Below are 22,608 nucleotides of genomic sequence, written 5' to 3'. Positions count from 1 at the left end.
GTGTTCTCGCGAAAGCATGCGAAAAGCTTTCGTCGCGGAAGCGATGTGCGCCATAAATGTACATACACATCCGGCGCATCGGTAGATCAGTTTTCGACTTTGAGCACCACAGATGCGCCCCGGCTTGGCGCAGGAGGTACGCGCACGGCAGGTCAATCGTTCATTGGCTGTAGACGAAAGGCAGCCGGCAGCGCGAGATGAAAATCGGCGGGCCGCGTTGGGCGGGAAGAAATACGACTGGCGGCCCAGTCCGGCAGGCGGCCGCCAGTAGCTAAAGCAGGAAGGGTGTGGGGAGCTTCGTTACGCGCGGGTAGATGTGCTGAGCTGTGGGGCCGCCATGCTAACCGGAAAGCCGGTCAAAACTGCCCGCTCAACTGATAACGACTCGCCGGATGCCACAGCATGACGTCGGTGGCTACTTTACCTCTTGCCCTGGTGCGCCGGTGCAGCACGAGACACGGCTCGCCGATTGCCATCTTCAGCGCCTGACGCACGTTAGATGGCGGCTGACGCGCAGTCACCCAGTACTGCACGCCCTGGGCGGGAGCTATGCTCGTCATGTACTGATTTGGCGTTTGGGCCTCGAAGTCCTGGTCGAGGTATTCTGGAAACACCAGTCCGTTTACGTGGCGATCTTCGAGCTGGATCGGCACGCTGTTCTCGAAATGGACAATGCGCGAGTGGAACGCCGGATCGTTGCCCGACAGTTCGAGCGTTTGCAGGACGAGAGGATCATGCGTGGGTTCGAGCAAAAGAAGTTTGCTTGTATGGATGTCGCCGCGGCTGTTGATCTCTTCTGAGATGCTGCGGATTTCGATGAGCGTGGATTCATACCGGGTGTCCGCGACGAAGGTGCCACAGCCTCTTACGCGTGTCAGGACACGTTCGGTCACCAGTTCGCGAAGCGCACGATTGACGGTCATGCGCGAAAGACCAAACTCCTTTGCAAGCGACTCCTCCGTTGGGATCATGTCGCCGCGGCGCCACTCTTCCGCCTCTATCATCTTCAGCACGTGCGCTTTCAGTTGCTGATAAGCGGGAGTCGAGGTCGGGAGCGTTTTTTCCATAATCGGTAGATCGTGATGTGGATTAGCGGCCCATTGTATAGCCATGGAGAAGAGGGCAGCTGCCGCGCCGGCTGGTGGCGACGGCAGCCTCGTACGATTCGCTTTTGACTATACGAACTCGACTCGACCGGGTATGTCAGGCGAACTGCAACGTTTGCCCGATACCGAGGCGACTGGCTTTCTCGAGCATCGCGTGAGCGAGCCCGATGTCGCTGAGACTCAGGCCGCGATGCCAGAACAGAATCGTTTCGTCGTCGTTCTGGCGGCCGGGTTTTTTGCCCGCTACGATCTCGCCAAGCTCTGCATGCAGCGTTTCTTCCGAAAGACGGTCGCTGTCGACGTGCTGCCTGAGTGCGCCGAACGGCAGGCCCTTGCGGCACTGTCCCCAATCGTCCACCACCATCTTGTTCATGATGTCCGTCAAGGAGAGCTCGACGGCGCTCATCGTGCCATAAGGAATCACCAGCGCTCCCTGCTTGATCCACTCGGTTTTCAGCAGAGGTTCTGGCTTGGGCAGCCGCGATGCTTCCACCACAATGTCTGCGCCGCGAACGCACGACTCCCAATCCTCCGTGACGCGGACTGGCTTGCCGAGATCATGAGACAACCGCTGGGCGAACGCATTGCGGCTTTCTTCGCGCCGCGAATGCACGCGGATTTCGTCGAAGTCGAACAGATGGTCCAGCAGCCGTACGTTCCAGTAGGACGTACCGCGCGCACCGACATGTGCAAGCACCTTGCTACCTTTGCGGGCCAGATATTTGGCGCCCAACGCGGTCATCGCGCCGGTGCGCATGTCGGTGATCGACGTTGCATCGAGGATAGCCTTCGGGGCTCCCGTCTCGGGATCGAAAAGGTTGAGGACCGCCAGCTCCGAAGGCAAGCCGAGATGATAGTTGTTGACGAAGTCACCGACGACTTTCACACCCGCGAGGCCGAGCGGGTGAATGACGCCGCGCAGTACATTGAAGTGTCCTTCCGCCGAATCCCTGGGGATCAGATGGACACGCGGTTCGATCACGGTTTGGCGATTGCCCTGCGCGGCCAGCGCCGATTCCACGGCAGCCAGAATCTCGGCGTCCGTCAACTCCAGTCGCTCGACATCCAGGCGGTTCAGATAAGTGAAATGGATTGATTGCATGAAAGGTCTCCCGAAAAAATATGTGTCTAATCCGACAGTCCACCTTTAACCAGCGGAGCGGACATATGCGATTGGGTGTGGGTGGATGGCGTCGCTTCGTCGCCTGGCAATGGCGTAACGCCGAGTCGGCGAAAGCGGCGCAGATCGGCTTCGGGATGAATCAGCAGGGCTGCCACCAACCCGAGCGTGATGACCAGCAAACCCGCATAAAGATATCCGGTCCGGAAACCGTCGACGGGGTCCGAGGCCACGTCGACAATCAGGCCCATGGCGACGGGCGCGATCAGACCGGCCAGGGTATGAACCGAGTTGGTAATGCCGAGCATGGCGCCGCGCTGCGAGGAAGGACAGATCTCTCCGATGAGCGTCGAACCGAGGGTGAAGATAACGCTGCCTACCGAGAAGGCGAGGCCAATCAGAAAAATCTTCAATGGGCCGAGGGGCAACATGGGTAGGCAAGCTACCGCCACGCCGGCGCCCACCACACACGCGCAGCCGAACGTACCCCGTGCAAGACGGCTCGAATAGCCACGCTTTGTGAGCTGTTGCGATATGAATGCGAAGCAGGGTGCCAGCACGATCTGCATCACCGAGGGAAGGGCAATCACCCAGGCCGCCGTCGAGGGGGAGAGGTGAAGGGCCTTGATCAGGTAGTTGGCGAGCCAGACGATGTTAAGCGCGATCATCCAGTATGCGGCGAATCCGGCGAGGTACACGCCGAGCGCGGTACGGCTCAAAATCAGATCACGGTACGGAATGGGGACGGCCGCCACGCCGTCTGCTATTGAGTTGCCTACAGGCCCGTCCTCGCCGACAGCGGTCCAGACGATGGCCCAGGCCAGGCCCGCCACGGCCAGCGCGGCAAAAGCGGCATGCCAGCTGTAATGCACGATGATCCACGTGACGAGCGGCGCGACCACCCCGGCGCCGAACGCGGCGCCGCATGCGACGACACTGGTCGGCACGGCGCGGCGCTTGTCGCCAAACCATTTGTAGACGGCGTGAAGCGCGATGGGAAACGCTGGCCCTTCTGCCGCGCCGAGAACCACGCGGCTGGCGAACAGCGCAATGAAGCTGACGGTGCCTGCCATGGGTAAAAGCGCCAAAGCCCATATCACACTCATCACCAGCATGATGCGTTTGGTTGAGACACGGTTGGACACGAACCCGATCACTACACCCGAAACGGAGAACAGCAGAAAAAAAGCGCTTCCCAGTGCGCCAAACTGCGCATGAGTCAGTTTCAGTTCCTTGATTATCACCGTGCTCGACAACCCGACGACCGCCTTATCCGCGAAGTTGATCAGCATGAACAGAAACACGAGTACGACAATCGTCCATGCTTTCCGTCCGCCACCAGTCAGCTTTGTCTCGTTCATGTCGTTCGTTCCTTGTGACGATGGCTGAGCCCTCGGTTCTCACCAGACACCGGTTCAGCAAGCGATTTCATTGGATTTCGCAAGGTAGCAGCGCTAATAAATATTGTCTATACATAGTTTTGCGAATTAGCTAGCCGCTGCCGCGGCAAGGCGCGCGCCTCCGGCCTTGTGGCATAGGATATTCGCCGCCGTTGAGCTGCTTTTGATGGAGGGGTGGAACGGTATGTTTTTACGTATTTGTATATACAAATACCCCGACGGCATGCACCCGTCGCTACGCGGCCACCGGCGTCCGGTGTCCAGGTTCTACGCGGGCGCTTCGCCACGCTGCGATCGGAAGGCTCATCGCAAACCGGACCTGCCGCCAACAGTACGATGACGAGTACGACAGTCCCGGCCTGGCATGGTTACCCACCCGGTCCGCAGCAGCCAAGCTGCTGTTGCATCGGTGGACACATCACCGAACCGAACGAGCAGAACACGCAGCAGTCGCCCGGATTGGCGCGCAGCAGAGCCGTGCAGTGGCTGCACTCGTAAAAGAACTGGCAGGCATCCGTGGGCATGGTTTCCGGCCGGGCAAAACCACAGTGCGGGCAGGTCAGCACGGATTCGATGACGATCGCATCCATCGAGGCCTCACTTCTCCAGAGTCGCGGGATAGCCCGCATTCGTGGTTGCCCTGGTCAGGGCGTCGGACAGTGCCTGGCCGGGATCATAGGTAACCGTGGCGGTCTTCCTGTCGAAATCGACCTTGACGGCGCTCACACCAGGCACCTTCTTCCGGTGAGCAGTGTCATGTCCATGTCCTTTGAAGCGATTTGCCTGCGTGCGTTTCACATGCCATGGCGCCGCCAACCTGGCGGGCTCTGGCCCACGCCGCAGTTTCACCAATCAGCCTTGTCCAGCTGTGTCACCCCTGCGGCGCCACCCAGCCGGACAGCCGGCGTCCATACAGGCCGCTGAGGGCCAAAAGCAGCGCCGCCACGCCGACGTTCCACATCAGGATCATGACCGTCGCATCGAGTGGATGGAACAGCGACAGCGCGGCCGCGGTCATCGCGGCCACCGCAAGGCTCCCGGTCATCACGACAGGCGTGGGCGCGAGGCGCGCCACATGCCGCAGCATGATAAGCATCACCAACGACAGCGGGATGCCGGTGATCGCGAGCGTCGCAAAACAGCGCGCGGTTTCGCCCGGCGACATCCCGCCCGGCCCGATACTCACCCAGTTCGTCAGACAGCCATAGCCAATCGTGGAGATCCACACCATCACCGCGGGTGCAGGCAGCCACAGCCACCGTCGCGACCGGCCCGGCACGCTCGCAATGAACGACGCCATCGAGGCGAGGGCGGCGGTGAGCAGGGCGGCCGCCACGCCAACGACAAAGCCTGGTTGACGCAGCTTGAGCGTGAGGTCCGGGCGAACCCCATGCACGACCGCGACCAGCGTCAGCATCAGCGCCGCAAACAGCAGCCAGCACAGGGCTCGTGTCACAGGCGGTCGCAGGCGCCGCACCGGCTTTGCGTCTGCGACCAGCGAATCGATCAGATCGGAGGTTGACGTCATGACCGGCCACCCCGCGTTTCGATCAACCTGCGCAGATTCTTGAGCGCCCGATGCGTTGCCACTTTCAGCGCCGCGATCGACATGCCGCTCGCGGCCGCGGCTTCCTTCAGCGACATTTCTTCCAGTTTCAGCATGCGTATCGCGTCCCGTTGTCCGACTGGCAACTGCTCAACAGCATCACGCAACAGAGTGGCATCCCCCGCGTCTTCCTGCAGATTCGCTTCAGCAGCCTGAAAGGTTTCATGGTCCGGATCGAACGGTGCCTCGTGCGCGCCGCGACGCCCCTGACGCCGCATCCCGTCAACGATGCGCCGGCTGGCGATGGTGATCAGCCAGGGGCCAAACGGACGGGCTGGGTCGTACGTCTGACGCACCATGTGAAGGGTCAGGAGAATGTCCTGAACCGTATCTTCGACGTCGCTCCGGTTTCCGATCTGGCGCGACGCGAGCGCCCGCAGATACGGCGTGATCGCTTCGAGCAGGCGCCGGTACGCATCCCGGTCACCCGCCTGCGCATGGGCCATCAGGATCGACCAGTCGAGCGTGCCGTCGGGGCGAATCTCCGCCGTTTCGGGAGGGCGATCAGCCAGGGCCGCATCGTGAGCATTCCGTACGATACTCAGCGTGGGGCCAGGGCGGTGCGTTCTGGAGGACATGACCGGATTTTGCACGCTTGGCCGGTTATCTGCATGAATATAAATTTTGCAAACGGCGTAACCTTTGTCCCGCTCCCGACGAATCTTGCTGCAGGTTGCGATTCTGCAACCCCAACCTCAGGAGGACGCACAATGAGCAAGGAACTGGGTAAGCCGCTACTGGCCGCTTCGACCCTGTCAGCCGTGATCGGTCTCGCGCTTGCGATGCAGGCATTGCCGGCACAGGCGCAGGAGATGAAGGACATGAGCAAGATGCCGCAAGTGGTCCAGGACAACATGATGCGGATGCAGAAGAACAAGCTGGAAAAATGTTACGGCGTCAATTCGGTCGCAAAGAACGACTGTGCCGAGGGCGCCCACTCGTGCGCCGGCCAGGCGACTCAGGCACGCGATACGAAGTCGTTCGTGCTGCTGCCGGCGGGCGACTGCTCGAAGATTCAGGGCGGTAAGCTCCACGCGAGCTGAGCCGATCCCCGCTGATATGAGCGTTCCCGTGGTCCACGCGCAGCAGGCGTCAAGCCCGATTCCGGCGAGGGCCGGCATCGGGCTGCGCTTTCGCCATCACCAGCGGGTGCTCGACACACGACCTGCGGTCGCCTGGTTCGAGGTGCATACCGAGAACTACATGGGCGGCGGCAGCGCACCTCGCTACCTCGACGCGATTCGCCGTGATTATCCGGTGTCACTGCACGGGGTGGGATTGTCCCTCGGCAGCGCCGAAGAGCTCAATGCCGAGCATCTGGCCAGGGTGCGCAGTGTAGTCGAGCGGGTCGAACCCGGACTCGTTTCCGAGCATCTGTCGTGGAGTATCGCCGGCGGCACTTATCTCGCCGACCTGTTGCCGCTGCCGCTGACCGAAGAGGCGTTGAGCGTTGTCTGCCGGCACGTGGATGAAGTGCAGGCTTTCCTCAGGCGACGCATCCTGGTGGAGAACCCCTCGACCTATCTGCGGTTCAGTCACTCGACGATTCCGGAGTGGGAATTCCTCGCTCAGGTCGCACAGCGCACTGGCTGCGGCATTCTGTGCGACGTCAACAACATCTACGTCAGTGCCTGCAATCACGGCTGGAATGCGATGACCTACCTCGATGCCTTGCCTGCGGCCGCGATCGGCGAAATCCATCTCGCCGGGCACAGCGTCCGGCAGCTCGATCACGGACAGACGCTGCGCATCGACGACCACGGCTCACGCGTCGCGCCGGAAGTCTGGGCGCTCTATCGTGAGGCACTCAGGCGCTTCGGGCCGGTTCCGACGCTGGTCGAATGGGATACCGCCGTACCGCCGATTGAAACACTGGTCGAAGAGGCGGCCCTCGCCGAGATCGAACTGACAAGGCAACGCCATGAACGTATCCACGCCAACGCTGCTTGAACTGCAGCAGGCGGTGAAGCGGGGTTTGCTCGAGCGCGCGGACCGCGAAGCGTCGGTCTGGGTGATCGCTGACGGCGTGGCCGCCGACGCACGGCTCGACATCTACCGGAACACCAGGGCCAGCGTACTTGGCACGGCCCTTCGCCTGGCTTTCCCGGCGGTGGAGCGTCTGGTCGGTCCGGCGTTTTTTGAGGGCGCAGCGGGGCTGTTCGTTGCAAAGGCTCCGCCGCGGAGTGCCTGGCTGGATGACTATGGTGCGGGATTTCCGGACTTTCTGGGCGGGTTGCCGCAGGCGGCCTCAGTCCCTTATCTCGCCGACGTGGCACGCCTGGAATGGCACGTCAACCTCGCCCTGCATGCGCCAGACGCCCCGTTGCTTGACATCGCGCGCCTGACGGCAAGGGGAGAGAGCGAACTGGCGCAGCTGCATTTCGAGGCGCATCCGGCGGCACGCCTGCTGCGATGCGAATTTCCGGTCGACATCATCTGGCGCGCGGTACTGGAGCGCGATGACCCGGCCATGGCGGCGGTCGATCTCGCGGAAGGCCCAGTCGGCCTGCTGGTTCACCGAACGCAGAGCGGTATCGACGTGATGCGTCTGGGAGAGTGCGAATGGCGCTTCACCGCGGCGCTGTTTTCGGGAAAGCCGTTGTCCGCGGCCCTGGAAGCGACGCCGTGCGACGCTGCGCACCGCGTGCTCGCCACGCTTCTGGCCAGTGGATGCGTGGCGGAGGTCAGCGTGGCTCCTGGAACGCATGTCAATGAGTTCCGGAGGACTCACACATGACACGCGGTCATTCTTCCATCAGCCCGTCACCGGCCGACAGCAGCCGAATCATGCGTCTTGCCGGATGGCTTGAGGGTGTGCCTTATGCGTTGCTCGCCATTCCTTTGCGGATTGCCGTGGCGACTATTTTCTGGAACTCCGCGATGACCAAACTGGCGAACTGGGAGACCGCCGTCGACCTGTTCAGGGACGAATACAAGGTACCGATTCTGCCGCCCGAATTCGCCGCGTACATGGCCGTGTCGATCGAGCTGACGACACCGGTGTTGCTGATGCTCGGCCTGGCGACCCGGTCCGTGGCGTTCGTATTACTGGGAATGACCACCGTTATCGAAATATTCGTCTATCCGCAGGCATGGCCCACCCATATCCAGTGGGCTGCCATGTTGCTGGTGCTGCTATGCCGAGGTGCCGGAAGCTGGTCTGTCGACCATTGGCTACGAAGACGGTGGACCGGTTAATTCGCCAAAAGGTGGGCCAGCATGACATGCGACGTTTCAGCTTTGCCGAGGTACGACATTCGCATATTGCTCCTACACGTCAAAGGTTGATAAATTATGTTATGTCAAGTTAAAGGGCGTTCAACCACTCGCCTGATTCGCGCGTTGGTTTGCATAACTTTGTTCCCCGGTTTTTGCGTGAATCCGTTCCCTGCATTACACGATGCGTGCTTCTGACGAGCTCGTCGTGCACGATGCGACGGACCTCTGGCGCAGGAACAATTTTGCGCTACACCGCTTTGCATAAATTTGTTCCTACTTGGCCAGCGGATCCCAACCAGTCGTGTGCGGGCAGAAACAAAATTGTGCAAACCGACGTCTTCGTTGGCTTGCATGAGACTGTTCCCGTCTTTACAGAATTCTGTTCCTGCCCTCCAGACCTAAACCGTAAGCAGCCGGCGAAGTCATCTTGATCGGTAAGTCGAGCAGCCCGACGATCATGTCCATTCAAATTTTAAATGGACAGGTGTACATGATGGACGAAGTCGAGGTTGTCCAGGATGTGGTTCAGCCGACACGGCGCCGGCGGCATAGCAAGGAATTCAAGGAGATGGTCATTCGGGCGGCAATGCAGCCGAACGTGTCGATTGCGGCCGTGGCATTGCATTACCGGTTGAACGCCAACCTGCTGCGTAGCTGGGTAGCAGCCCAGGAGGAACGCGATGCCGCTGAGGCGGCCCGACAGGAATTGAATGTCTCGCCGCCGGAATTTGTGCCGTTACAGATGCAGAATGGCGTTGCAGCGGCGACGCACATCGAGATCGAAGTGCGCAGGGGCGCGACGGCGATCACGGTGCGCTGGCCACTGTCGGTCGCGAGCGACTGCGCAACGTGGCTGCAGGGGTGGCTGCGTTGATTCGCATCGATGCCATCTGGCTCGCGACGGAGCCGGTCGACATGCGCGCCGGTGTCGATACGCTGCTCGCACGCGTGGTCAAGATGTTCGGGTCAGTGAGGCCTCATCATGCCTACCTGTTTGCCAATCGGCACTCGACTCGAATGAAGATGCTGGTCTACGATGGCCTGGGCATATGCCTCAAACGTTGGGAAGCGCTTACGCGCTATCTGGATGACGGGCATGTGCCTGCGGATAACAACTGGGTCGAGAATCAAATACGTCCATGGGCCCTGGGGAGGTCGAACTGGTTGTTCGCAGGATCCCTGCGTGCCGGAAAACGCGCGGCCGCGATCATGACATTGATCCGCTCTGCACAACTGAACGGGCACGATCCGTTGGCCTACCTGAAGGACGTGTTGACGCGATTGCCGACACACCGTGCCGCCGACATCGCGCAACTGCTTCCTCATCGCTGGACGCCGACCGCTGCTTGATCGTTTCAGCGATTGCCCCCGTCAAGATGCCTTCCCCGGGTGCTTACGATTGAGCGCTTACGAATGAAGCGTATGAGCTTCATAGGCCGCGAGATCGTCCGGACGCTGCAGGAGATGCAGGCACGTCGATATCGCTTCTAGCAGTGATCTGATAATTATCTCCGGCTGGAGCACATAGCCCATCCGTAGCACGGCTACCGAGGAAGCGAACGAGTTTAAAGCGTTCGACAAGAGTTGAGCTGTGCGATTCACAGACATCATTTCACTTTCTTGAACGCCGTTTTCTTTGCGCGCTTGAGTTCGTGGCTCCGTTAGGAGACGCGAGTTCAAGCGCGCGCCGATGATGTTCGGCAAGGATCTTGTCGACTCGCCATTCGCGATGCCGGATTCTCTCTTTCAACCCGTCGTAGGCGGTTTCTCCCTGCTCCGCGAGAGGTGTGATTTCGCTCACTTCTGCGATGCGGTCGACGGGAGTCTTGCCGCCGAGTGAGCCGTGTGGGCGGCGCCAGTGGTAGTCGAACTGCCACTCCTCAATTCGTCGGTCAATCTTATCTTCGGTCGGGACATGGTGGAACCAGAATTCGTTCAGGTCAGTAATTTGTGAACGTTCGACCTTGCCATTGAGGTGTGGCGAGCGTGGCGGGATCGGTCGGAATTTTATGCACTCGCATCATCAGATGCCGCTGCACTGATTCGGCGAAGAACGCGCCGCCCCTGTCGGTCTGAATACGCTGGATCGGAAACGGCATCTCTTCGATGACGCGATCAAGAAAAAGCAGCGTATTGCGGGCATTTCTGCGAGGGTACACAGCCAGTACGCGGAAGCGCGAGCAGTCGTCGATGGCCGTGTACTGATAGACGCCTCGCGCAATCTTCATTGTGTCCATCTGGACCCGATCTCCCGGAACCGGGCGACTATAGCGTGTGGGATATGCCGGCCGCCTGGAGCGCACTAGTGGCTTCACAGACGCCTTGGTCAGAACTTTATGAATGGTCGCGAGGGACAGCTCTCTTTGTTCGTGAAGCCGCAACTCGTTCTGGATCCGCCGTGCGCCCTTACGCTCGGCGCGCAGCCGGAGAATCGTCGCCCGATCAGCTTCGGAGACCTTCCGGTTTGGACTGTTGAGAGGGCGGCGACTTTGAGAGCGAAGACCTTCTTCTCCAGCATCCCAGTAGCGTTGTAACGATTTGCGAAGTGTCGGCCTTAAGATGCCACAACGTGCGCATACGAGGCCGGCGTTGCCGGTCTCGTGATACATCAAAACCCAACGTAATCGAGTCGCAATTTCGCGGTCCATCGCCCCATTTTAGTTGAAACGATCTGTGTGAATCACACACTTCACATGCCCGGCTCAGCCTCGATGCTACTGGATGTATCGGCTATTACGCCCGGCACTACGATTTCTTGATGTTCTGCCGACGCAGACTCCACCAAGGCCTGCGGTAGCGCCTTCGATGGCTTTACCCCCATGTCGCGAAGCAATTCAGCTTGTCGTATGACATTGCCTCTCCCGCTCGTAAGCTTTCCGTGTGCCAAGTCGTAAGCCTTCTGAGCCTGCCCGAGACGCATCCCAACTTGCTGCAAGTCTTCAACGAATCCACAAAGTTTGTCGTACAGCTCCGCGCCTCGACGCGCGATATCCTGCGCATTTCGACTCTGTTGCTCTTGCCGCCAGAGGTGAGCGACCGTGCGCACAACAAAAAGGAGCGTAGACGGGCTAACGACAAGTACGTTCCGACGCCACGCCTCCATGAATAGCTCGTTGTCGTTCGTCACAGCGAGCATGAACGCTGGTTCGATCGGGACAAAAGCAAGGACAAAATCAAGAGACCTGCCGTACAGCGCCTGATATTGCTTGTCGGACAGCGATTTGATGTGGCTCCTGACGGATTCAACATGCTGGCGGAGAGCGACTGCCCTCTCTTCGTCGCTTTCCGCTGATGCATATCGCTCATACGCATTGAGAGACACTTTTGAGTCAACGACCAGCTTGCGTTCATCAGGAAGGTTGATTACAACGTCAGGCTGTGCCCGAGTGCCATCCTCTCGCACCTGACTGTCCTGGACTTGATACTCCTCCCCCTTGCGCAGACCAGAGGCTTCGAGCACGCGCTCAAGTATCAGTTCACCCCAGTTACCTTGAGTTTTCGCAGACCCTTTGAGGGCAAGCGTGAGGTTTTTTGCATCCAGGCTGAGCGCCTGATTCAACTCGACGAGTTGTCGAACCTGAGCAGAGAGTGCCGAGCGGTCTTTGCCTTCCTGAACATAGACTTCTTCGACCTTTCCCTGAAATTCGGACAGCCTCGTCTTCAAAGGCTCAAGTAGCAGTCCGAGGTTGGTCTGATTCTGCTCCGCGAAGCGTTTGGACTTTTCCTCAAAAATCTCAGTGGCAAGCGTCTTAAACTGGTCACTAAGGGTCTCTTTTGCCTCCAGTAATAGATTAAGTTTTTCGTCGCTGTTCTGTTTTTCCGCGTCAGTTCTAGTGCGAAGCTCCGTAAGCTCGTCCGTGAGCCGTGTCACATCGCGGTCCGCCGCGGCCCGGGCAGCTTTTACCTGCTCGAGCTCGTCACGCACCAAGCGCGCAGCGAGGCGCTCGGCATCCAATTCAGCCGATAATTTCCCGTTCTGGCGACCATTTGACTCCCGCAGTTCAGACAAAGCGTGCACGGTTTCTGTCAATGATTCTGCGGTCTCGCCCATCTGACGGTCGAGGTCTGGGATACGAGATGCCATTTCTTCCAGCGCGGCCCTGCGCTCGTTCGCAACCTGCAACTCTGACGAAGTTTGTTCAACCTTCCGCTCCGCGTCAGTCAGGTCCTTCTCCAGTTGCGCGACTTGCTCAGTCAGAGATCTAACGAGCTGCTGCTTCTGGGCTTCACTAGCCGCGACAACTCTCAGTTCATCCGCACTGCTCCGCACCTGTTCACTCAGCGTCCGAATCTCCGCCTCAAGAACTGGGACTCGTGAAGACCGCTCAGCCAACCTCGCCTGCTCATCGCGAACAGCAAAAAGTTCCTCGCGCAAGACGTTGGCTTGATGTTCCACCTCATCCCTCGACCCGCGGGCTAACCTCAAGTCGTCGCCCGACGCCCGGAGTCTCTCTTCTAACTGAGCAATTTGAATCTGCGACTCCGATTGGCTACGGACAACTGCTGCCCGCATGCGCATGGCCTCACCGCTCCGTAATAGCACCCATGCCGCCACCGCACCGAGAATCAAACTTACTACCGAAATTGCAAACCCAGCAACTGTCTCCATCACGCCCCCAGAATCTGCTTTTTGCGAGGAAATTTACCCTGCTACCCATAGCCACGCGCAAGTAAAGGCGGATTGTCGTCTGGGTGCGATGCGCGTTTTCACGTCACACAACGCTGTTCGGGCTCGGCAATCCCCACACCTGCAGAACTGATTCCCCGCTTCTAGAGTGCTTCGCGGCAATCGGGCAATTCGTCACGTCGCGACGTTCGACGCCAAGACATACAGGTCTAGCCGTCTTTTCGGTACCGAGAGTGAAGATTAGCTATCCGTGCATCAAACGCCTCGGTCAGGCACGTCATGTCCGAACAGCTCTTGGTGACTTGATCGACCCAGTTCTGCTGTTCAATACGCACTCCGATGTCTTTCCCGCCAATGCGGCCCTGCGCCGCCTCGTACTCTTTCAGTTCACGGTCGTAGGCCGCCGCGAGGGTTGCGCTTTTGCATACGTTGGCACCGAAAAACGTCCCATCCTCGGTGCAACTGACGCTCTCCTGACCGGATTGGAGTGAAGCATCTGGTACCTGTGCAACCGGGACCGACTCCAAAGCGAGAGCTGGGGCGACACTTTCGGGAGCGACCACTCGCTCGTTCGAACCGAGCGCAACTCCGCTGTCAGACTTCTTCTCCGCTGGTTGAGGGTCAAGAGCGACAACGGGATTCGACACTTCTGCCTGTGAGGCAGCGACCACCTCAGGCTGCGAGGCAACATTGTCAACCTGAGTGGTGGACAATGTACGCTCAGAAGGCGAACTTAAGCTGACAATGGCTGAAGCTACAATACAAATCCCAATGCCGTACAGAATACGCTTGCCTGCACGACCAAAGTTCCTGTTATCTGGCTCGTTATTTTTATAGCCTGTCTTGAAGCGCCGGTCGACTTTTCGAGTATCGAAAAAGCCTCCAAAACCTATCAATCCGGTGAGCACGCCAACAAGAAACAGCCCGACCCCGAAGTTGCTCATTTTTTGTTTGCTTCAGAGAACTGTGACCAAAAAGTCAGAAGTTCCAAAGGTTGTGAATGGCAGATTCAACCGCTCGCTAACCGCCTAACCGGCCGCTTTGGAACGAGCGACTCCCAAAATGATATAGCCTCAGGGTTCGTCTATCCCGCCATTCGGTTGCCGGCACCTGGCAATTCTTCGCAACGCTTTCATCCACCCCCGAAAAGGCCCATATTTGCGAATCGCACGTAGCGCAAATTCCGAACAGGTCGGCTCGAAAAGGCAAGCATCTCTAAGTGCAACCGGGGCAAACCTCCGATAGACACCAATTGCCGCCTCGCTTGCGCTAGTCAGGCCGTCGGAAGGTAACGACATAGTATGTTGCAGACTGCGCCTTGCGACCAAACAATGCGTCGAAGCATCCAGGCTGGACGTTCACTCCAATGCTATCAATGCGATAAAACTCCCATCCATCTCGCGAGTATTCGTTGACAACCCCTTCCAGATAGGCGGCTGCCTCATTACCTCTATGCTCGCGTGCACGGACCGCAATGTTTGGAGGAACCTGAACCATCTTGTATTCGAACGCCATACATCCTCGCAGGACTTAATGCATGCTTGACGACAATTGCGTCGAGAACTTTAGGCCTTCGACACAACATTTCTATCGGTAGAGACAATCACATCACAGCATCGGTAGACGACTGGCGGCAAATCCCTCATAACACTGGTATCGCTCTTGCGATATGATTGGGTACTTTTCGCACTCGGCTGCCGTCGACTGCTCATACGCCTGTTCGGAAGCGAGAAATTCCGGCGCGCCACCGGGACCACCCGCTGCTTTCAGGCGCTTCAGATACAGGTTGTGCTCGACGCCTTGTGCACTTCCACGTTTGTATTCAGTAGATGTGTTGAATTTCAACAAGGAAGAAACAATCTTCTGGCTGCCGGCCAGCGCATCCTCGTCATTCGCAGCACAGTACAGAACGGTCGTTGGCCTGTTCGCTGCGAGCAGAAACGCGTAGACACACGATTGAGGGTTAGCAGCGGAGAACGCTGAAGGCGCTGCAGCGGAGCCACGGATAGCTACGGCGCCCGACAGGTCGCCGGGCGCGAGAAGCGCAGCGCTGGTAAACCCTGCCTTGGTCACCAGGTTGGCTTCGTTTCCCAGTTGGCGTGTCAAAACATCGACCGGCATCCCGCGCAATGATTGGGTCACACTGTCGAACCAGGTCAAAGGCACGAAGCGGTCGCGTTGGCTGACAATCCGAATTTGCCAGATGGACGTATCAGAGGTTCCCAAAACTGGTTGGCACATGCTGACTTCGTCGTCAACAGGGCTCGGCAACATGCAAGTCGCATTAATCCCATAGGACGGCAGATTTGCCTTTAGCCGCAAGGGACCAATTTTTAACGTTTGCAACTTCCACACGGCAGCGGGAACGGACTCAGGCTCGGCCGGTTGCGGCACCGCTGTCGCCGGCGCACTTGCGCTATCGAGCGGCGCCGCGACGTCAGATGACGTATGTTTGTTAGCCCCGGATGCGAGCACGCCCATTGCTACAGCGAAGACCAAACCTAAATAAGCTGGAGCTTTACTTGTGGACATGATTCTTGGATTATTATCTCAGGCTTGAATACTAACGCGCGGTTCTGAGCTTAGCCAGCGCCGCATAGCGAGAAGACCATGACTGAGAACAATGACTTTGCTACGCAGGTAGCATTCGGCACGGACAATTTCGCCGAAAATCCTGAGCAACGCTGCCCCTGCGTGCTAGTCCTTGACCGTTCAGGCTCCATGGGCGGAGAGCCAATCGCTCAGCTCAACGCGGGCCTGACGACTTTCAAAGACGAACTGGCCGCAGACTCTCTCGCGATGAAGCGGGTTGACACAGCGATTGTGACATTCGGTCCCGCCACACTCGAAATGCCGTTCCACACGGCATCGAACTTCTTCCCGCCCACTCTGACGGCCCATAACGATACGCCAATGGGCTCTGCTATCAACCTTGCGCTGGATACGCTCGAAGCGCGAAAAGCTGAATACAAAGCAAACGGTATCTCTTACTACCGCCCGTGGGTGTTCCTTATCACCGACGGCAGTCCGACGGATGCCTGGCAATCAGCTGCGGCCCGAGTCCGAGAAGGTGAAGCCTCAAAAAAATTCGCCTTCTTCGCGGTGGGAGTACAGGGCGCGAATATGGACACACTCGCCCAGATTTCGACTCGTCAGCCATTGTCGCTGCAGGGATTGAAATTCCGCGAACTTTTTCAATGGCTGTCCGCATCGATGGCAGCCGTGTCCCGCTCAACGCCAGGCACTGAAGTTCCACTCACAGCGCCCACAGGCTGGGCCTCCGTGTGAGCTGGCGAGTCATTGGCGCTTCCGTTGTCGGCAGTTCGCATGTCCAAACGTCAGCACCGTGTCAGGACAGCTGCTTCTACCACGTCGCGAATGACGCAAACGGCGCCATTTTTCTGGTCGCCCTCGCGTCCGATGGGGCTGGAAGCGCACAGTTCGGAGAGGTAGGAGCTGAGATTGCTTGCGAGACCAGCGGACGACTTCTTGTAAAAGCGGTCGAAGCCGCAGGCGAAGTGGGTCTGAAGACAGAGTTGGCTGCCGAGTTACTCGAGAATGTGCGAGCAGAAATCACAAATGCTGCGACCGCTCGCAACGTAACCACGCGCGCGCTAGCGTGCACGTTGCTCGGTGCAGTCATTGGGCCAACCCAAGCACTCTATTTTCAGGTCGGTGACGGGGCGATCGTCGCGCGGCATGAAGGCATGCTCGCGCCGGTTTTTTGGCCCGAGTCTGGCGAGTACGCAAACATGACCTATTTCGTCACGGATGCCGATGTACACGACCATTTGCGCACCGAAGTACGGTGCACAACCGACGAGGCCGCTCTGTTCAGTGACGGGTTGCAGCGCCTTGCTCTGGTGTTCTCCAGCGAAACAGCGCATGCGCCGTTCTTTGAACCTATGTTCAAGGCTCTACGGACGTCGACAGACGAACAGACCGACTCGCTGTGTGCGGCACTCGAACGTTTTCTGGGTAGCGATGCGATAAACGAAAGAACCGACGACGATAAGACGCTGATTCTTGCCACACGTGCGTTGGGGGCCACTGATGTCCGTGGCGTTTGACGAACAGGGAAACCAGCTGAAGCTCGGCAAGAAGCTGGGCCAAGGCGGTGAAGGCGCTGTCTTCGATGCGACGCATAACGGCGAGAACGTGGCCGCCAAGATGTATTCCCACGCTCTGGATGCGGACCGGCAGGCAAAGCTACGCGCTATGGCGCAGGTGGGTGACACCTATCTGAAGCAGATTGCAGCGTGGCCGATTAGCGTTCTCCTGGCACATAAGCCAGGGCCGGTAGCCGGGTTCACTATGCCAAAGTTTTCCGGCTACGAACCCGTGCACCAACTGTACGGAGTTGCGAGCAGACGGCAGACATTCCCAAAAGTCGATTTCTCGTTTCTAGTCGGAACAGCGAGGAACATCGCCGCAGCATTCGATGCAATACACGCGCATGGACACGCGATTGGGGACGTCAATGAAAACAATATCATTGTCAGCCACCAAGGGACCGTCAAGCTACTCGACTGCGACTCGTTTCATGTCAACACAGCTTCGGCCAGCTTCCCATGCACAGTGGGGGTTCCTCACTACACTCCGCCGGAGTTACAGGGGCTGGGCTCATTTCACGGCGTAACCCGTACTGCGAATCACGACAACTTCGGGCTGGCTGTCCTGATTTTCCAGTTGCTGTTTATGGCGCGGCATCCCTACTCCGGGATTCCCAAAATACCCGGCGACCTCCCGTTGGAACGGTCAATTAAGGAGTTCCGCTTCGCGTATGGCGCTGACAGGCTCGCTCGATTGAACGATATGCCGCCGAGAGCGCTAGGGTTGGAATATCTCCCACCGACCATCGGCGACCTCTTCTGGCGCGCCTTTACTGAAGTAGGCGCGAAATACGGCCGCCCCAAGGCGAAAGAATGGGTTGCCGCTCTGGACGGCCTATTGCACTCGTTGCGTTCATGCAGCGCAGAGCCTTGTCACAAGTATCCTGGACACCTAAACACCTGCGTCTGGTGTGAGCGGGATAGACTCGGAACACCCTACTTCACACCGGCATCGGCCACCGGTGCAACCATAAACTTTCAGGTTGCGGGCGCGAACATTGCCGCTCTCTGGTCGCAAATTCAGTCCCTAAGTGCGCTACCTTCGCTATCGGCCTACAACCCACCGCCCTTCAACCTGACGGGGCGGCCACCGCCGACATCCGTAAGCAAAGGCGTTACGAAGACGCGACTGACCTACGCCGCTATCTGTCTCCTCGCGTTTTTGATGTCGCTGGTTGTGCCTAAACTGTGGCCGCTCTGGTTCGTGTTGGGGGCATTTGCCATCCACGGTGTAAAACCGGTCACACCAATCGAGCTCACCACGCGAAGGAGCGTTGTCGAGAGTACAAAGCGCGCATACGAGCAGGCACTTTCCAACTACGAAAGCTTGCGCTCTGACCGGCGACTTTCGGATAGGGCGCGGTCAGCAAGCCAAATCAAGGCTCAACTGGATGACCTGCCGCAAGTGCTCGCGCGCGAGATGAAACAACTGCAGGCATCGATAGTCGCCCGGCAGTTGCATGATTTCCTCGATCGTCATCTCATTCATTCCGCAAAGATTGCGGGCGTGGGTGAGCAGCGCAAGCAAACCCTCGTCTCGTTCGGCATCGAATCTGCGGCAGATGTTTCAGCAGTCGCTGTCGCTGGTATTCCTGGCTTTGGCACCGGACTTACGGCAAATCTGCTGGCATGGAAGCGCAGTATCGAACAGCGATTTGTTCCCACTGCCGGTGCGGCTCCGACGCAGCAGGACATTAATGCAGTGAATACCAAAGTCGCGTCAATGCGCAACGACCTCGAACAACAACTCAGAGACGGGGCACGGCAACTGCAAGACCTTCGCAATGAAATAATTGGGCGACAGAATAACGCTAAGGGAGCGTTGGAAGCAGCTTCGCATGCACTCGCCCAAGCAGAGGCGGACCTTGCAGTCATGCAGGTGCGCTGATGAGAAGCTCACTTAAGTCGAAGCGTTACGCCTCTTTTAGCCTGTCATTGGCCGGCCTGCTGGTTCTAGGTGCACCTTATGGCCAAGCGCAAGAGGCACCCATTCAGGTCGACCAGTTTCTAAATGCCTTTCGCGGGAAGCCGGTTGGACCTGTTGCGCCCCCTCCTGCGAATGCATCGCCGATGACGTCGCTGTCACAATCTCCAAGCCAAGCACAATCGTTGCCGACTGCCTCTGGGCAAAACACATCTGCAAGCAGCCCGTCCTTATGCCCACCAGGTGTCGACCGCATTGGGTGCACGAATTCCGTCAATCAACGCGCACGAACGGACTGCCCTGCAGGAATGGCTGCCGGGCCATCGGGATGCGTCCCGATGGCAATGCCCGCCAACGCCCATCGAGTCTCGGCAGACGGGCAATGGCAATGCGACGATGGATTTCTGCGATTCGGAGCAGTATGTATGTCGATGCAGAGCATGCCGTCAAACGCGCATTTGACTGGTGTTGGCTCGAACTGGGATTGCAATACAGGTTTCAGACGCATGGGTAACACGTGTGCTGCCATCAGCTTGCCACCTAACGCCCACCTAGCCAACACATGGAACGGATGGGAGTGTGACTCACGCTTCAGAATGATTGGCAACTGGTGCGTCGCTCAATAAAAAGGTATCGAGGCGAATTCAATGGGACAGAGCTACAGGAAATCGCTATCCGCTGGACCATTCCGCTTTAATCTATCTGGCGCTGGCATCGGCGTGTCCGTCGGCTCCCCGGATTTTGCATCGGAACAGGTCCGCGGGGCAATTACGTGTCGATATCGAAGGGCGGTTTCACCTACCGGGCTAAGTTCGCACAGGATTTGTGCGCTGATCACCGAGATCGGTGGCGAAAAGGTCATACTCGAAACGCCATTCCTCGGCGCGATCAGAACCAGTGAGCTACGTCCTGCGACCGGAACGCTCAAGCCCGAGTCGGGTTCTGGCCGCACTCGATCGTCTGTTCGGCGCTTACTGGTCAACCTCAGTAAGCGGCCGGTCATCCCATCTTGACGGCAGCGTGCGGTTCAGGCCTGCAGAGACGGCTGCCAGCGATGCGGCAGGAGTTCTTCGAGGCGGCTTGCGGGCTGCGTCGGCAGTCGCGTAAGCACGTCCTTGGATACGCGTACGGATCATGGCCGTTGAGTCTTGCCGACTGGATCAAACTCATGGCCGCCGCGGCGCGTCGGCCAGCACGCAGAGAACCCGCGAACAACCAGTTGTTGCGACCGATGGCGATTGGACGTATCTGGTTCTCACACCAGTTGTTGTCAATCGGCACCTGCGGATCGTCGAGGTAACGCGTCAACGCCACCCATCGGCGCAAACTGTAGTCCAGCGCTTTGGCGATGGCTGAGCCTTCACTCACCCGCACGCGTTGCTGTGTCATCCACGCATGCAGTGCATCAGCAACGGGACGCGCTCGCTGTTGCCGGATATCCAGGCGTTCGTCCGGAGCGAGCTGCTGTACTTCCCGCTCGATCTCGTAGAGCTGACCGATGTACTGAAGCGCATCCTGTGCAATCTCGCTCTTGCTGGCCGCATGCAGATCGTAGAACTTGCGCCGCGCGTGCGCCATGCAACCGAGCTCGGTCACGCCCTGTGCAAACAGTGCTTTATAGCCGGTGAAGTCATCGCAGACGAGTTGCCCTCGCCAGTCTCCCAGGAAGTCCCTCGCGTGTTCACCCGCCCGACTGTCAGCGAAGTCGTAGACGACCGCCTTCAGATCCTCGAAGGCCCCGGGGCAATACGTCCATAGATAAGCTCTTTGCGTCTTGCCCTTGCCGGGACTGAGCATCGCGACAGGCGTCTCATCGGCGTGCATCACCCGATGCCGCAGCATGTGTTCCTTGAGTGCGTCGACCAGCGGCTGCAACTGCACTCCGCACATGCCGACCCACTGCGCCAGTGTCGAGCGGGGGATGGCGAGACCGGCGCGCCCGAAGATCCCTTCCTGCCGGTACAAGGGCAGGTGGTCGCCGTATTTGGCGACCAGCACCTGTGCCAGCAACCCGGCAGTGGGGATGCCCTTGTCGATCACCTGAGCCGGAACCGGTGCCTGAATCAGGATCTCGCACCTGGCGCACACCCACTTGCCGCGCACATGACGCTCGACGGTAAACACGCCCGGTGTGTAGTCCAGCTTCTCGCTGACGTCCTCGCCGATGCGCCTGAGCTGGCAGCCGCAACCGCAGGTTGTCAACTCCGGTTCGTGACGAACTTCGATACGCGGCAGGTTTGCCGGCAGCGGCATACGGCGGGGTTTGTTCGGGCTCGCTTCGGCCTTCGGCTGGGCGGCGAGTTGATGTATGCCGACGCCGTCATTCGCTACTTGATGCGACTGATAACGTCCGCGAGCTGCGCAATTCATTTAGGAGAACGATCGCTTTTATGACTGCGAGAGTTGTGATAGAAATTCGCACTTAGCTTGCTACACCCCGTAATACGCTCTACGCTTGTGACGTCGTTGCAACCGCCTGACGCGGTACACCGGCCAGTTGGAGGATGTGCCCGTAGAGCCGTTTGCCAAATGCGTCATCCCGCGCGTCCTGCTCGCTATCGTCGCGTACCACATGCTCGAGGAGAACTCCACGACTTCGCATGATCTCGTGTGTTCTGGTTTTCTGGATCAGATAATCCTCAGACTCCGATCCCATTGTCGCAACAACGATCCGGTGGCGCCGCGCGGTCGCCGGCCCCTGCGTGATCTCATTGAACTCCAGTTCGAAGTCTGGCCGACAACATACTACCTCGCCCGACGCCAGGGTAACATCGCTGTCGAACAGAGGCTTAGCGACGGCGACGGCGACGCCTTTTTTTCCGACCCAATCGACGATCTTAAGCAGTTGAGCGAGGGTGCGGCGCTCATAGTGACTGTCAAGAGGAACCGGCTGGGTGGAACTGTAGGCGTGCTGTGCGAACGCTTCGCGAACCCGGGCCTCACCCTTCTTGTTTCCGGTCGATCACAGCGAGCACCCAGTATGGAGGATGACTGTGTTTCTGATCCCGGCCACCAATACGCATGCCGCGCTCCGGCGTCACGGTCGCCGGCTTGTACCGCGTGAACTTGATAGCGCTGCCGGCCTCGATCTTGTCGGCCACGAACAGTAGTAGCGCGCTGCGCTTCTTGCCTGCGGGCCACGGCAAGCCATCGATCTCGTTCATCTTCTCGGCCAGACTGGTCCACGGTTCCGTGAAAAGCACCTGCCGCAGCGAGAGCGTGTCAGTGATTTCTTCGCCATCGGCGAACGTGCTGACACGATCCCAAGGGTGTTTGCCGCTTGCCGCCGTAGCGGCATTGAATCCGGCGTCACTAAGTATCGTGTGCAGGATGCGCCCGAGCCTGGGCAGACGCTCGCCTGATGCGGTAACTGTCAACGCCGACTGAAACCTGACCCACATTTCGTGGTTTCGCCGAAGTAAATCTGACCCACCTGGGTCCTGTATCACGCGGCCGCTTTCGCGCTTGCCCGCGTGCTCGTTTGTCCCGCCTTT

Annotated in this window: 20 protein-coding genes and 3 pseudogenes; 9 read left to right on the top strand and 14 right to left on the bottom strand. The window is 58.8% G+C overall.

All coding sequences use genetic code 11. The annotated features are described in order from the left end of the window. Window positions 1–356: 356 nt before the first annotated feature. The 7 genes from ACAX43_RS19470 to ACAX43_RS19440 form a co-directional block, all read right to left on the bottom strand. Window positions 357–1,067 (bottom strand): UTRA domain-containing protein, encoded by a 711-nt coding sequence (locus ACAX43_RS19470; RefSeq protein WP_370710061.1) that lies wholly within the window; start codon window positions 1,065–1,067, stop codon window positions 357–359. Between the two features lie 136 nt (window positions 1,068–1,203). Next, complete coding sequence (locus tag ACAX43_RS19465; protein ID WP_370710060.1) at window positions 1,204–2,208, bottom strand: ornithine cyclodeaminase family protein; 1,005 nt, start codon at window positions 2,206–2,208, stop codon at window positions 1,204–1,206. Between the two features lie 26 nt (window positions 2,209–2,234). Next, window positions 2,235–3,587: an MFS transporter gene (locus ACAX43_RS19460; RefSeq protein ID WP_370710059.1), complete on the bottom strand. Its 1,353-nt coding sequence runs from the start codon at window positions 3,585–3,587 to the stop codon at window positions 2,235–2,237. Window positions 3,588–3,994: 407 nt separating this feature from the next. Continuing rightward, window positions 3,995–4,216 carry a GDCCVxC domain-containing (seleno)protein gene (locus ACAX43_RS19455; protein ID WP_370710058.1) on the bottom strand — a complete coding sequence of 74 codons (222 nt, stop codon included), beginning with the start codon at window positions 4,214–4,216 and terminating at the stop codon, window positions 3,995–3,997. A gap of 7 nt (window positions 4,217–4,223) precedes the next feature. After that, window positions 4,224–4,361 (bottom strand): heavy-metal-associated domain-containing protein, encoded by a 138-nt coding sequence (locus ACAX43_RS19450; protein WP_370710328.1) that lies wholly within the window; start codon window positions 4,359–4,361, stop codon window positions 4,224–4,226. A 136-nt stretch (window positions 4,362–4,497) separates the two neighbouring features. Continuing rightward, window positions 4,498–5,154, bottom strand: coding sequence for an NrsF family protein (locus ACAX43_RS19445; protein WP_370710057.1), 657 nt, complete (start codon window positions 5,152–5,154; stop codon window positions 4,498–4,500). Then, window positions 5,151–5,810 carry a sigma-70 family RNA polymerase sigma factor gene (locus ACAX43_RS19440; RefSeq protein ID WP_370710056.1) on the bottom strand — a complete coding sequence of 220 codons (660 nt, stop codon included), beginning with the start codon at window positions 5,808–5,810 and terminating at the stop codon, window positions 5,151–5,153. Before ACAX43_RS19440 ends, ACAX43_RS19445 begins: the two co-directional genes overlap by 4 nt. Window positions 5,811–5,942: 132 nt before the next feature. Between ACAX43_RS19440 and ACAX43_RS19435 the strand changes: the two genes are divergently transcribed. The 6 genes from ACAX43_RS19435 (at window position 5,943) to tnpB (ending at window position 9,801) form a co-directional block, all read left to right on the top strand. Then, entirely contained in the window at window positions 5,943–6,275 is a 333-nt protein-coding gene (locus ACAX43_RS19435; RefSeq protein WP_370710055.1) for a DUF2282 domain-containing protein, read from the top strand. 16 nt (window positions 6,276–6,291) lie between these two features. After that, a complete protein-coding gene (locus ACAX43_RS19430; RefSeq protein WP_370710054.1) occupies window positions 6,292–7,182 on the top strand; it encodes a DUF692 domain-containing protein in 891 nt (296 codons plus the stop codon). Next, window positions 7,154–7,969, top strand: coding sequence for a putative DNA-binding domain-containing protein (locus ACAX43_RS19425; protein ID WP_370710053.1), 816 nt, complete (start codon window positions 7,154–7,156; stop codon window positions 7,967–7,969). Before ACAX43_RS19430 ends, ACAX43_RS19425 begins: the two co-directional genes overlap by 29 nt. Before the next feature lie 50 nt (window positions 7,970–8,019). Beyond that, window positions 8,020–8,430 carry a DoxX family protein gene (locus ACAX43_RS19420; protein ID WP_370710327.1) on the top strand — a complete coding sequence of 137 codons (411 nt, stop codon included), beginning with the start codon at window positions 8,020–8,022 and terminating at the stop codon, window positions 8,428–8,430. Window positions 8,431–8,878: 448 nt separating this feature from the next. Beyond that, a complete protein-coding gene (locus tag ACAX43_RS19415; protein WP_370710052.1) occupies window positions 8,879–9,325 on the top strand; it encodes a transposase in 447 nt (148 codons plus the stop codon). Next, window positions 9,301–9,801 (top strand): IS66 family insertion sequence element accessory protein TnpB, encoded by a 501-nt coding sequence (tnpB, locus tag ACAX43_RS19410; RefSeq protein ID WP_370710051.1) that lies wholly within the window; start codon window positions 9,301–9,303, stop codon window positions 9,799–9,801. The genes ACAX43_RS19415 and tnpB overlap by 25 nt, the downstream gene beginning before the upstream one ends. 262 nt (window positions 9,802–10,063) lie before the next feature. Here tnpB and ACAX43_RS19405 read toward each other — a convergent pair. The 5 genes and pseudogenes from ACAX43_RS19405 to ACAX43_RS19385 all read right to left on the bottom strand — a co-directional run bounded on the left by ACAX43_RS19405 (window position 10,064) and on the right by ACAX43_RS19385 (window position 15,610). After that, window positions 10,064–11,099, bottom strand: a pseudogene (locus ACAX43_RS19405) (IS481 family transposase). Between the two features lie 41 nt (window positions 11,100–11,140). Further along, window positions 11,141–13,060, bottom strand: coding sequence for a DNA recombination protein RmuC (gene rmuC / locus ACAX43_RS19400; protein WP_370710050.1), 1,920 nt, complete (start codon window positions 13,058–13,060; stop codon window positions 11,141–11,143). A 227-nt stretch (window positions 13,061–13,287) separates the two neighbouring features. Next, window positions 13,288–14,022, bottom strand: a complete 735-nt coding sequence (locus ACAX43_RS19395) for a hypothetical protein (protein ID WP_370710049.1) — start codon at window positions 14,020–14,022, stop codon at window positions 13,288–13,290. 129 nt (window positions 14,023–14,151) lie between these two features. Then, window positions 14,152–14,376, bottom strand: a complete 225-nt coding sequence (gene yidD, locus ACAX43_RS19390; protein WP_370710048.1) for a membrane protein insertion efficiency factor YidD — start codon at window positions 14,374–14,376, stop codon at window positions 14,152–14,154. Between the two features lie 310 nt (window positions 14,377–14,686). After that, window positions 14,687–15,610, bottom strand: a complete 924-nt coding sequence (locus ACAX43_RS19385; RefSeq protein WP_370710047.1) for a hypothetical protein — start codon at window positions 15,608–15,610, stop codon at window positions 14,687–14,689. Between the two features lie 78 nt (window positions 15,611–15,688). Here ACAX43_RS19385 and ACAX43_RS19380 point away from each other — a divergent pair, with 78 nt between their 5' ends. Genes ACAX43_RS19380 through ACAX43_RS19370 form a run of 3 tightly spaced genes read left to right on the top strand, consistent with a single transcriptional unit; the run spans window position 15,689 to window position 19,078 of the window. Next, window positions 15,689–16,366 carry a VWA domain-containing protein gene (locus ACAX43_RS19380; RefSeq protein ID WP_370710046.1) on the top strand — a complete coding sequence of 226 codons (678 nt, stop codon included), beginning with the start codon at window positions 15,689–15,691 and terminating at the stop codon, window positions 16,364–16,366. Next, window positions 16,363–17,148, top strand: a complete 786-nt coding sequence (locus tag ACAX43_RS19375) for a PP2C family serine/threonine-protein phosphatase (protein WP_370710045.1) — start codon at window positions 16,363–16,365, stop codon at window positions 17,146–17,148. Before ACAX43_RS19380 ends, ACAX43_RS19375 begins: the two co-directional genes overlap by 4 nt. Further along, complete coding sequence (locus tag ACAX43_RS19370) at window positions 17,132–19,078, top strand: helix-hairpin-helix domain-containing protein (protein WP_370710044.1); 1,947 nt, start codon at window positions 17,132–17,134, stop codon at window positions 19,076–19,078. Before ACAX43_RS19375 ends, ACAX43_RS19370 begins: the two co-directional genes overlap by 17 nt. A 1,063-nt stretch (window positions 19,079–20,141) precedes the next feature. Here the strand turns inward: ACAX43_RS19370 and ACAX43_RS19365 are convergent. Together ACAX43_RS19365 and ACAX43_RS19360 are read right to left on the bottom strand one after the other, a co-directional pair. Beyond that, window positions 20,142–21,400, bottom strand: a pseudogene (locus ACAX43_RS19365) (IS66 family transposase); the annotation flags it as partial. A gap of 653 nt (window positions 21,401–22,053) precedes the next feature. Next, window positions 22,054–22,608, bottom strand: a pseudogene (locus ACAX43_RS19360) (hypothetical protein); the annotation flags it as partial.

It is taken from the genome of Paraburkholderia sp. IW21 (assembly GCF_041321145.1).
Taxonomy (GTDB): domain Bacteria; phylum Pseudomonadota; class Gammaproteobacteria; order Burkholderiales; family Burkholderiaceae; genus Paraburkholderia.
The sequence above is the reverse complement of the archived record's forward strand: the minus strand, read 5'-3'. Positions and strand labels throughout refer to the sequence as shown.

Bases quoted from the DNA above. Each gene is read 5' to 3' on its own strand.
- rmuC (WP_370710050.1), bottom strand. From the start codon at position 13,060: ATGGAGACAGTTGCTGGGTTTGCAATTTCGGTAGTAAGTTTGATTCTC.
- ACAX43_RS19420 (WP_370710327.1), top strand. From the start codon at position 8,020: ATGCGTCTTGCCGGATGGCTTGAGGGTGTGCCTTATGCGTTGCTCGCC.
- ACAX43_RS19380 (WP_370710046.1), top strand. From the start codon at position 15,689: ATGACTGAGAACAATGACTTTGCTACGCAGGTAGCATTCGGCACGGAC.
- ACAX43_RS19440 (WP_370710056.1), bottom strand. From the start codon at position 5,810: ATGTCCTCCAGAACGCACCGCCCTGGCCCCACGCTGAGTATCGTACGG.
- yidD (WP_370710048.1), bottom strand. From the start codon at position 14,376: ATGTCGTTACCTTCCGACGGCCTGACTAGCGCAAGCGAGGCGGCAATT.
- ACAX43_RS19455 (WP_370710058.1), bottom strand. From the start codon at position 4,216: ATGGATGCGATCGTCATCGAATCCGTGCTGACCTGCCCGCACTGTGGT.
- ACAX43_RS19425 (WP_370710053.1), top strand. From the start codon at position 7,154: ATGAACGTATCCACGCCAACGCTGCTTGAACTGCAGCAGGCGGTGAAG.
- ACAX43_RS19385 (WP_370710047.1), bottom strand. From the start codon at position 15,610: ATGTCCACAAGTAAAGCTCCAGCTTATTTAGGTTTGGTCTTCGCTGTA.
- ACAX43_RS19370 (WP_370710044.1), top strand. From the start codon at position 17,132: ATGTCCGTGGCGTTTGACGAACAGGGAAACCAGCTGAAGCTCGGCAAG.
- ACAX43_RS19395 (WP_370710049.1), bottom strand. From the start codon at position 14,022: ATGAGCAACTTCGGGGTCGGGCTGTTTCTTGTTGGCGTGCTCACCGGA.
- ACAX43_RS19470 (WP_370710061.1), bottom strand. From the start codon at position 1,067: ATGGAAAAAACGCTCCCGACCTCGACTCCCGCTTATCAGCAACTGAAA.
- ACAX43_RS19460 (WP_370710059.1), bottom strand. From the start codon at position 3,587: ATGAACGAGACAAAGCTGACTGGTGGCGGACGGAAAGCATGGACGATT.
- ACAX43_RS19445 (WP_370710057.1), bottom strand. From the start codon at position 5,154: ATGACGTCAACCTCCGATCTGATCGATTCGCTGGTCGCAGACGCAAAG.
- ACAX43_RS19435 (WP_370710055.1), top strand. From the start codon at position 5,943: ATGAGCAAGGAACTGGGTAAGCCGCTACTGGCCGCTTCGACCCTGTCA.
- ACAX43_RS19430 (WP_370710054.1), top strand. From the start codon at position 6,292: ATGAGCGTTCCCGTGGTCCACGCGCAGCAGGCGTCAAGCCCGATTCCG.
- ACAX43_RS19465 (WP_370710060.1), bottom strand. From the start codon at position 2,208: ATGCAATCAATCCATTTCACTTATCTGAACCGCCTGGATGTCGAGCGA.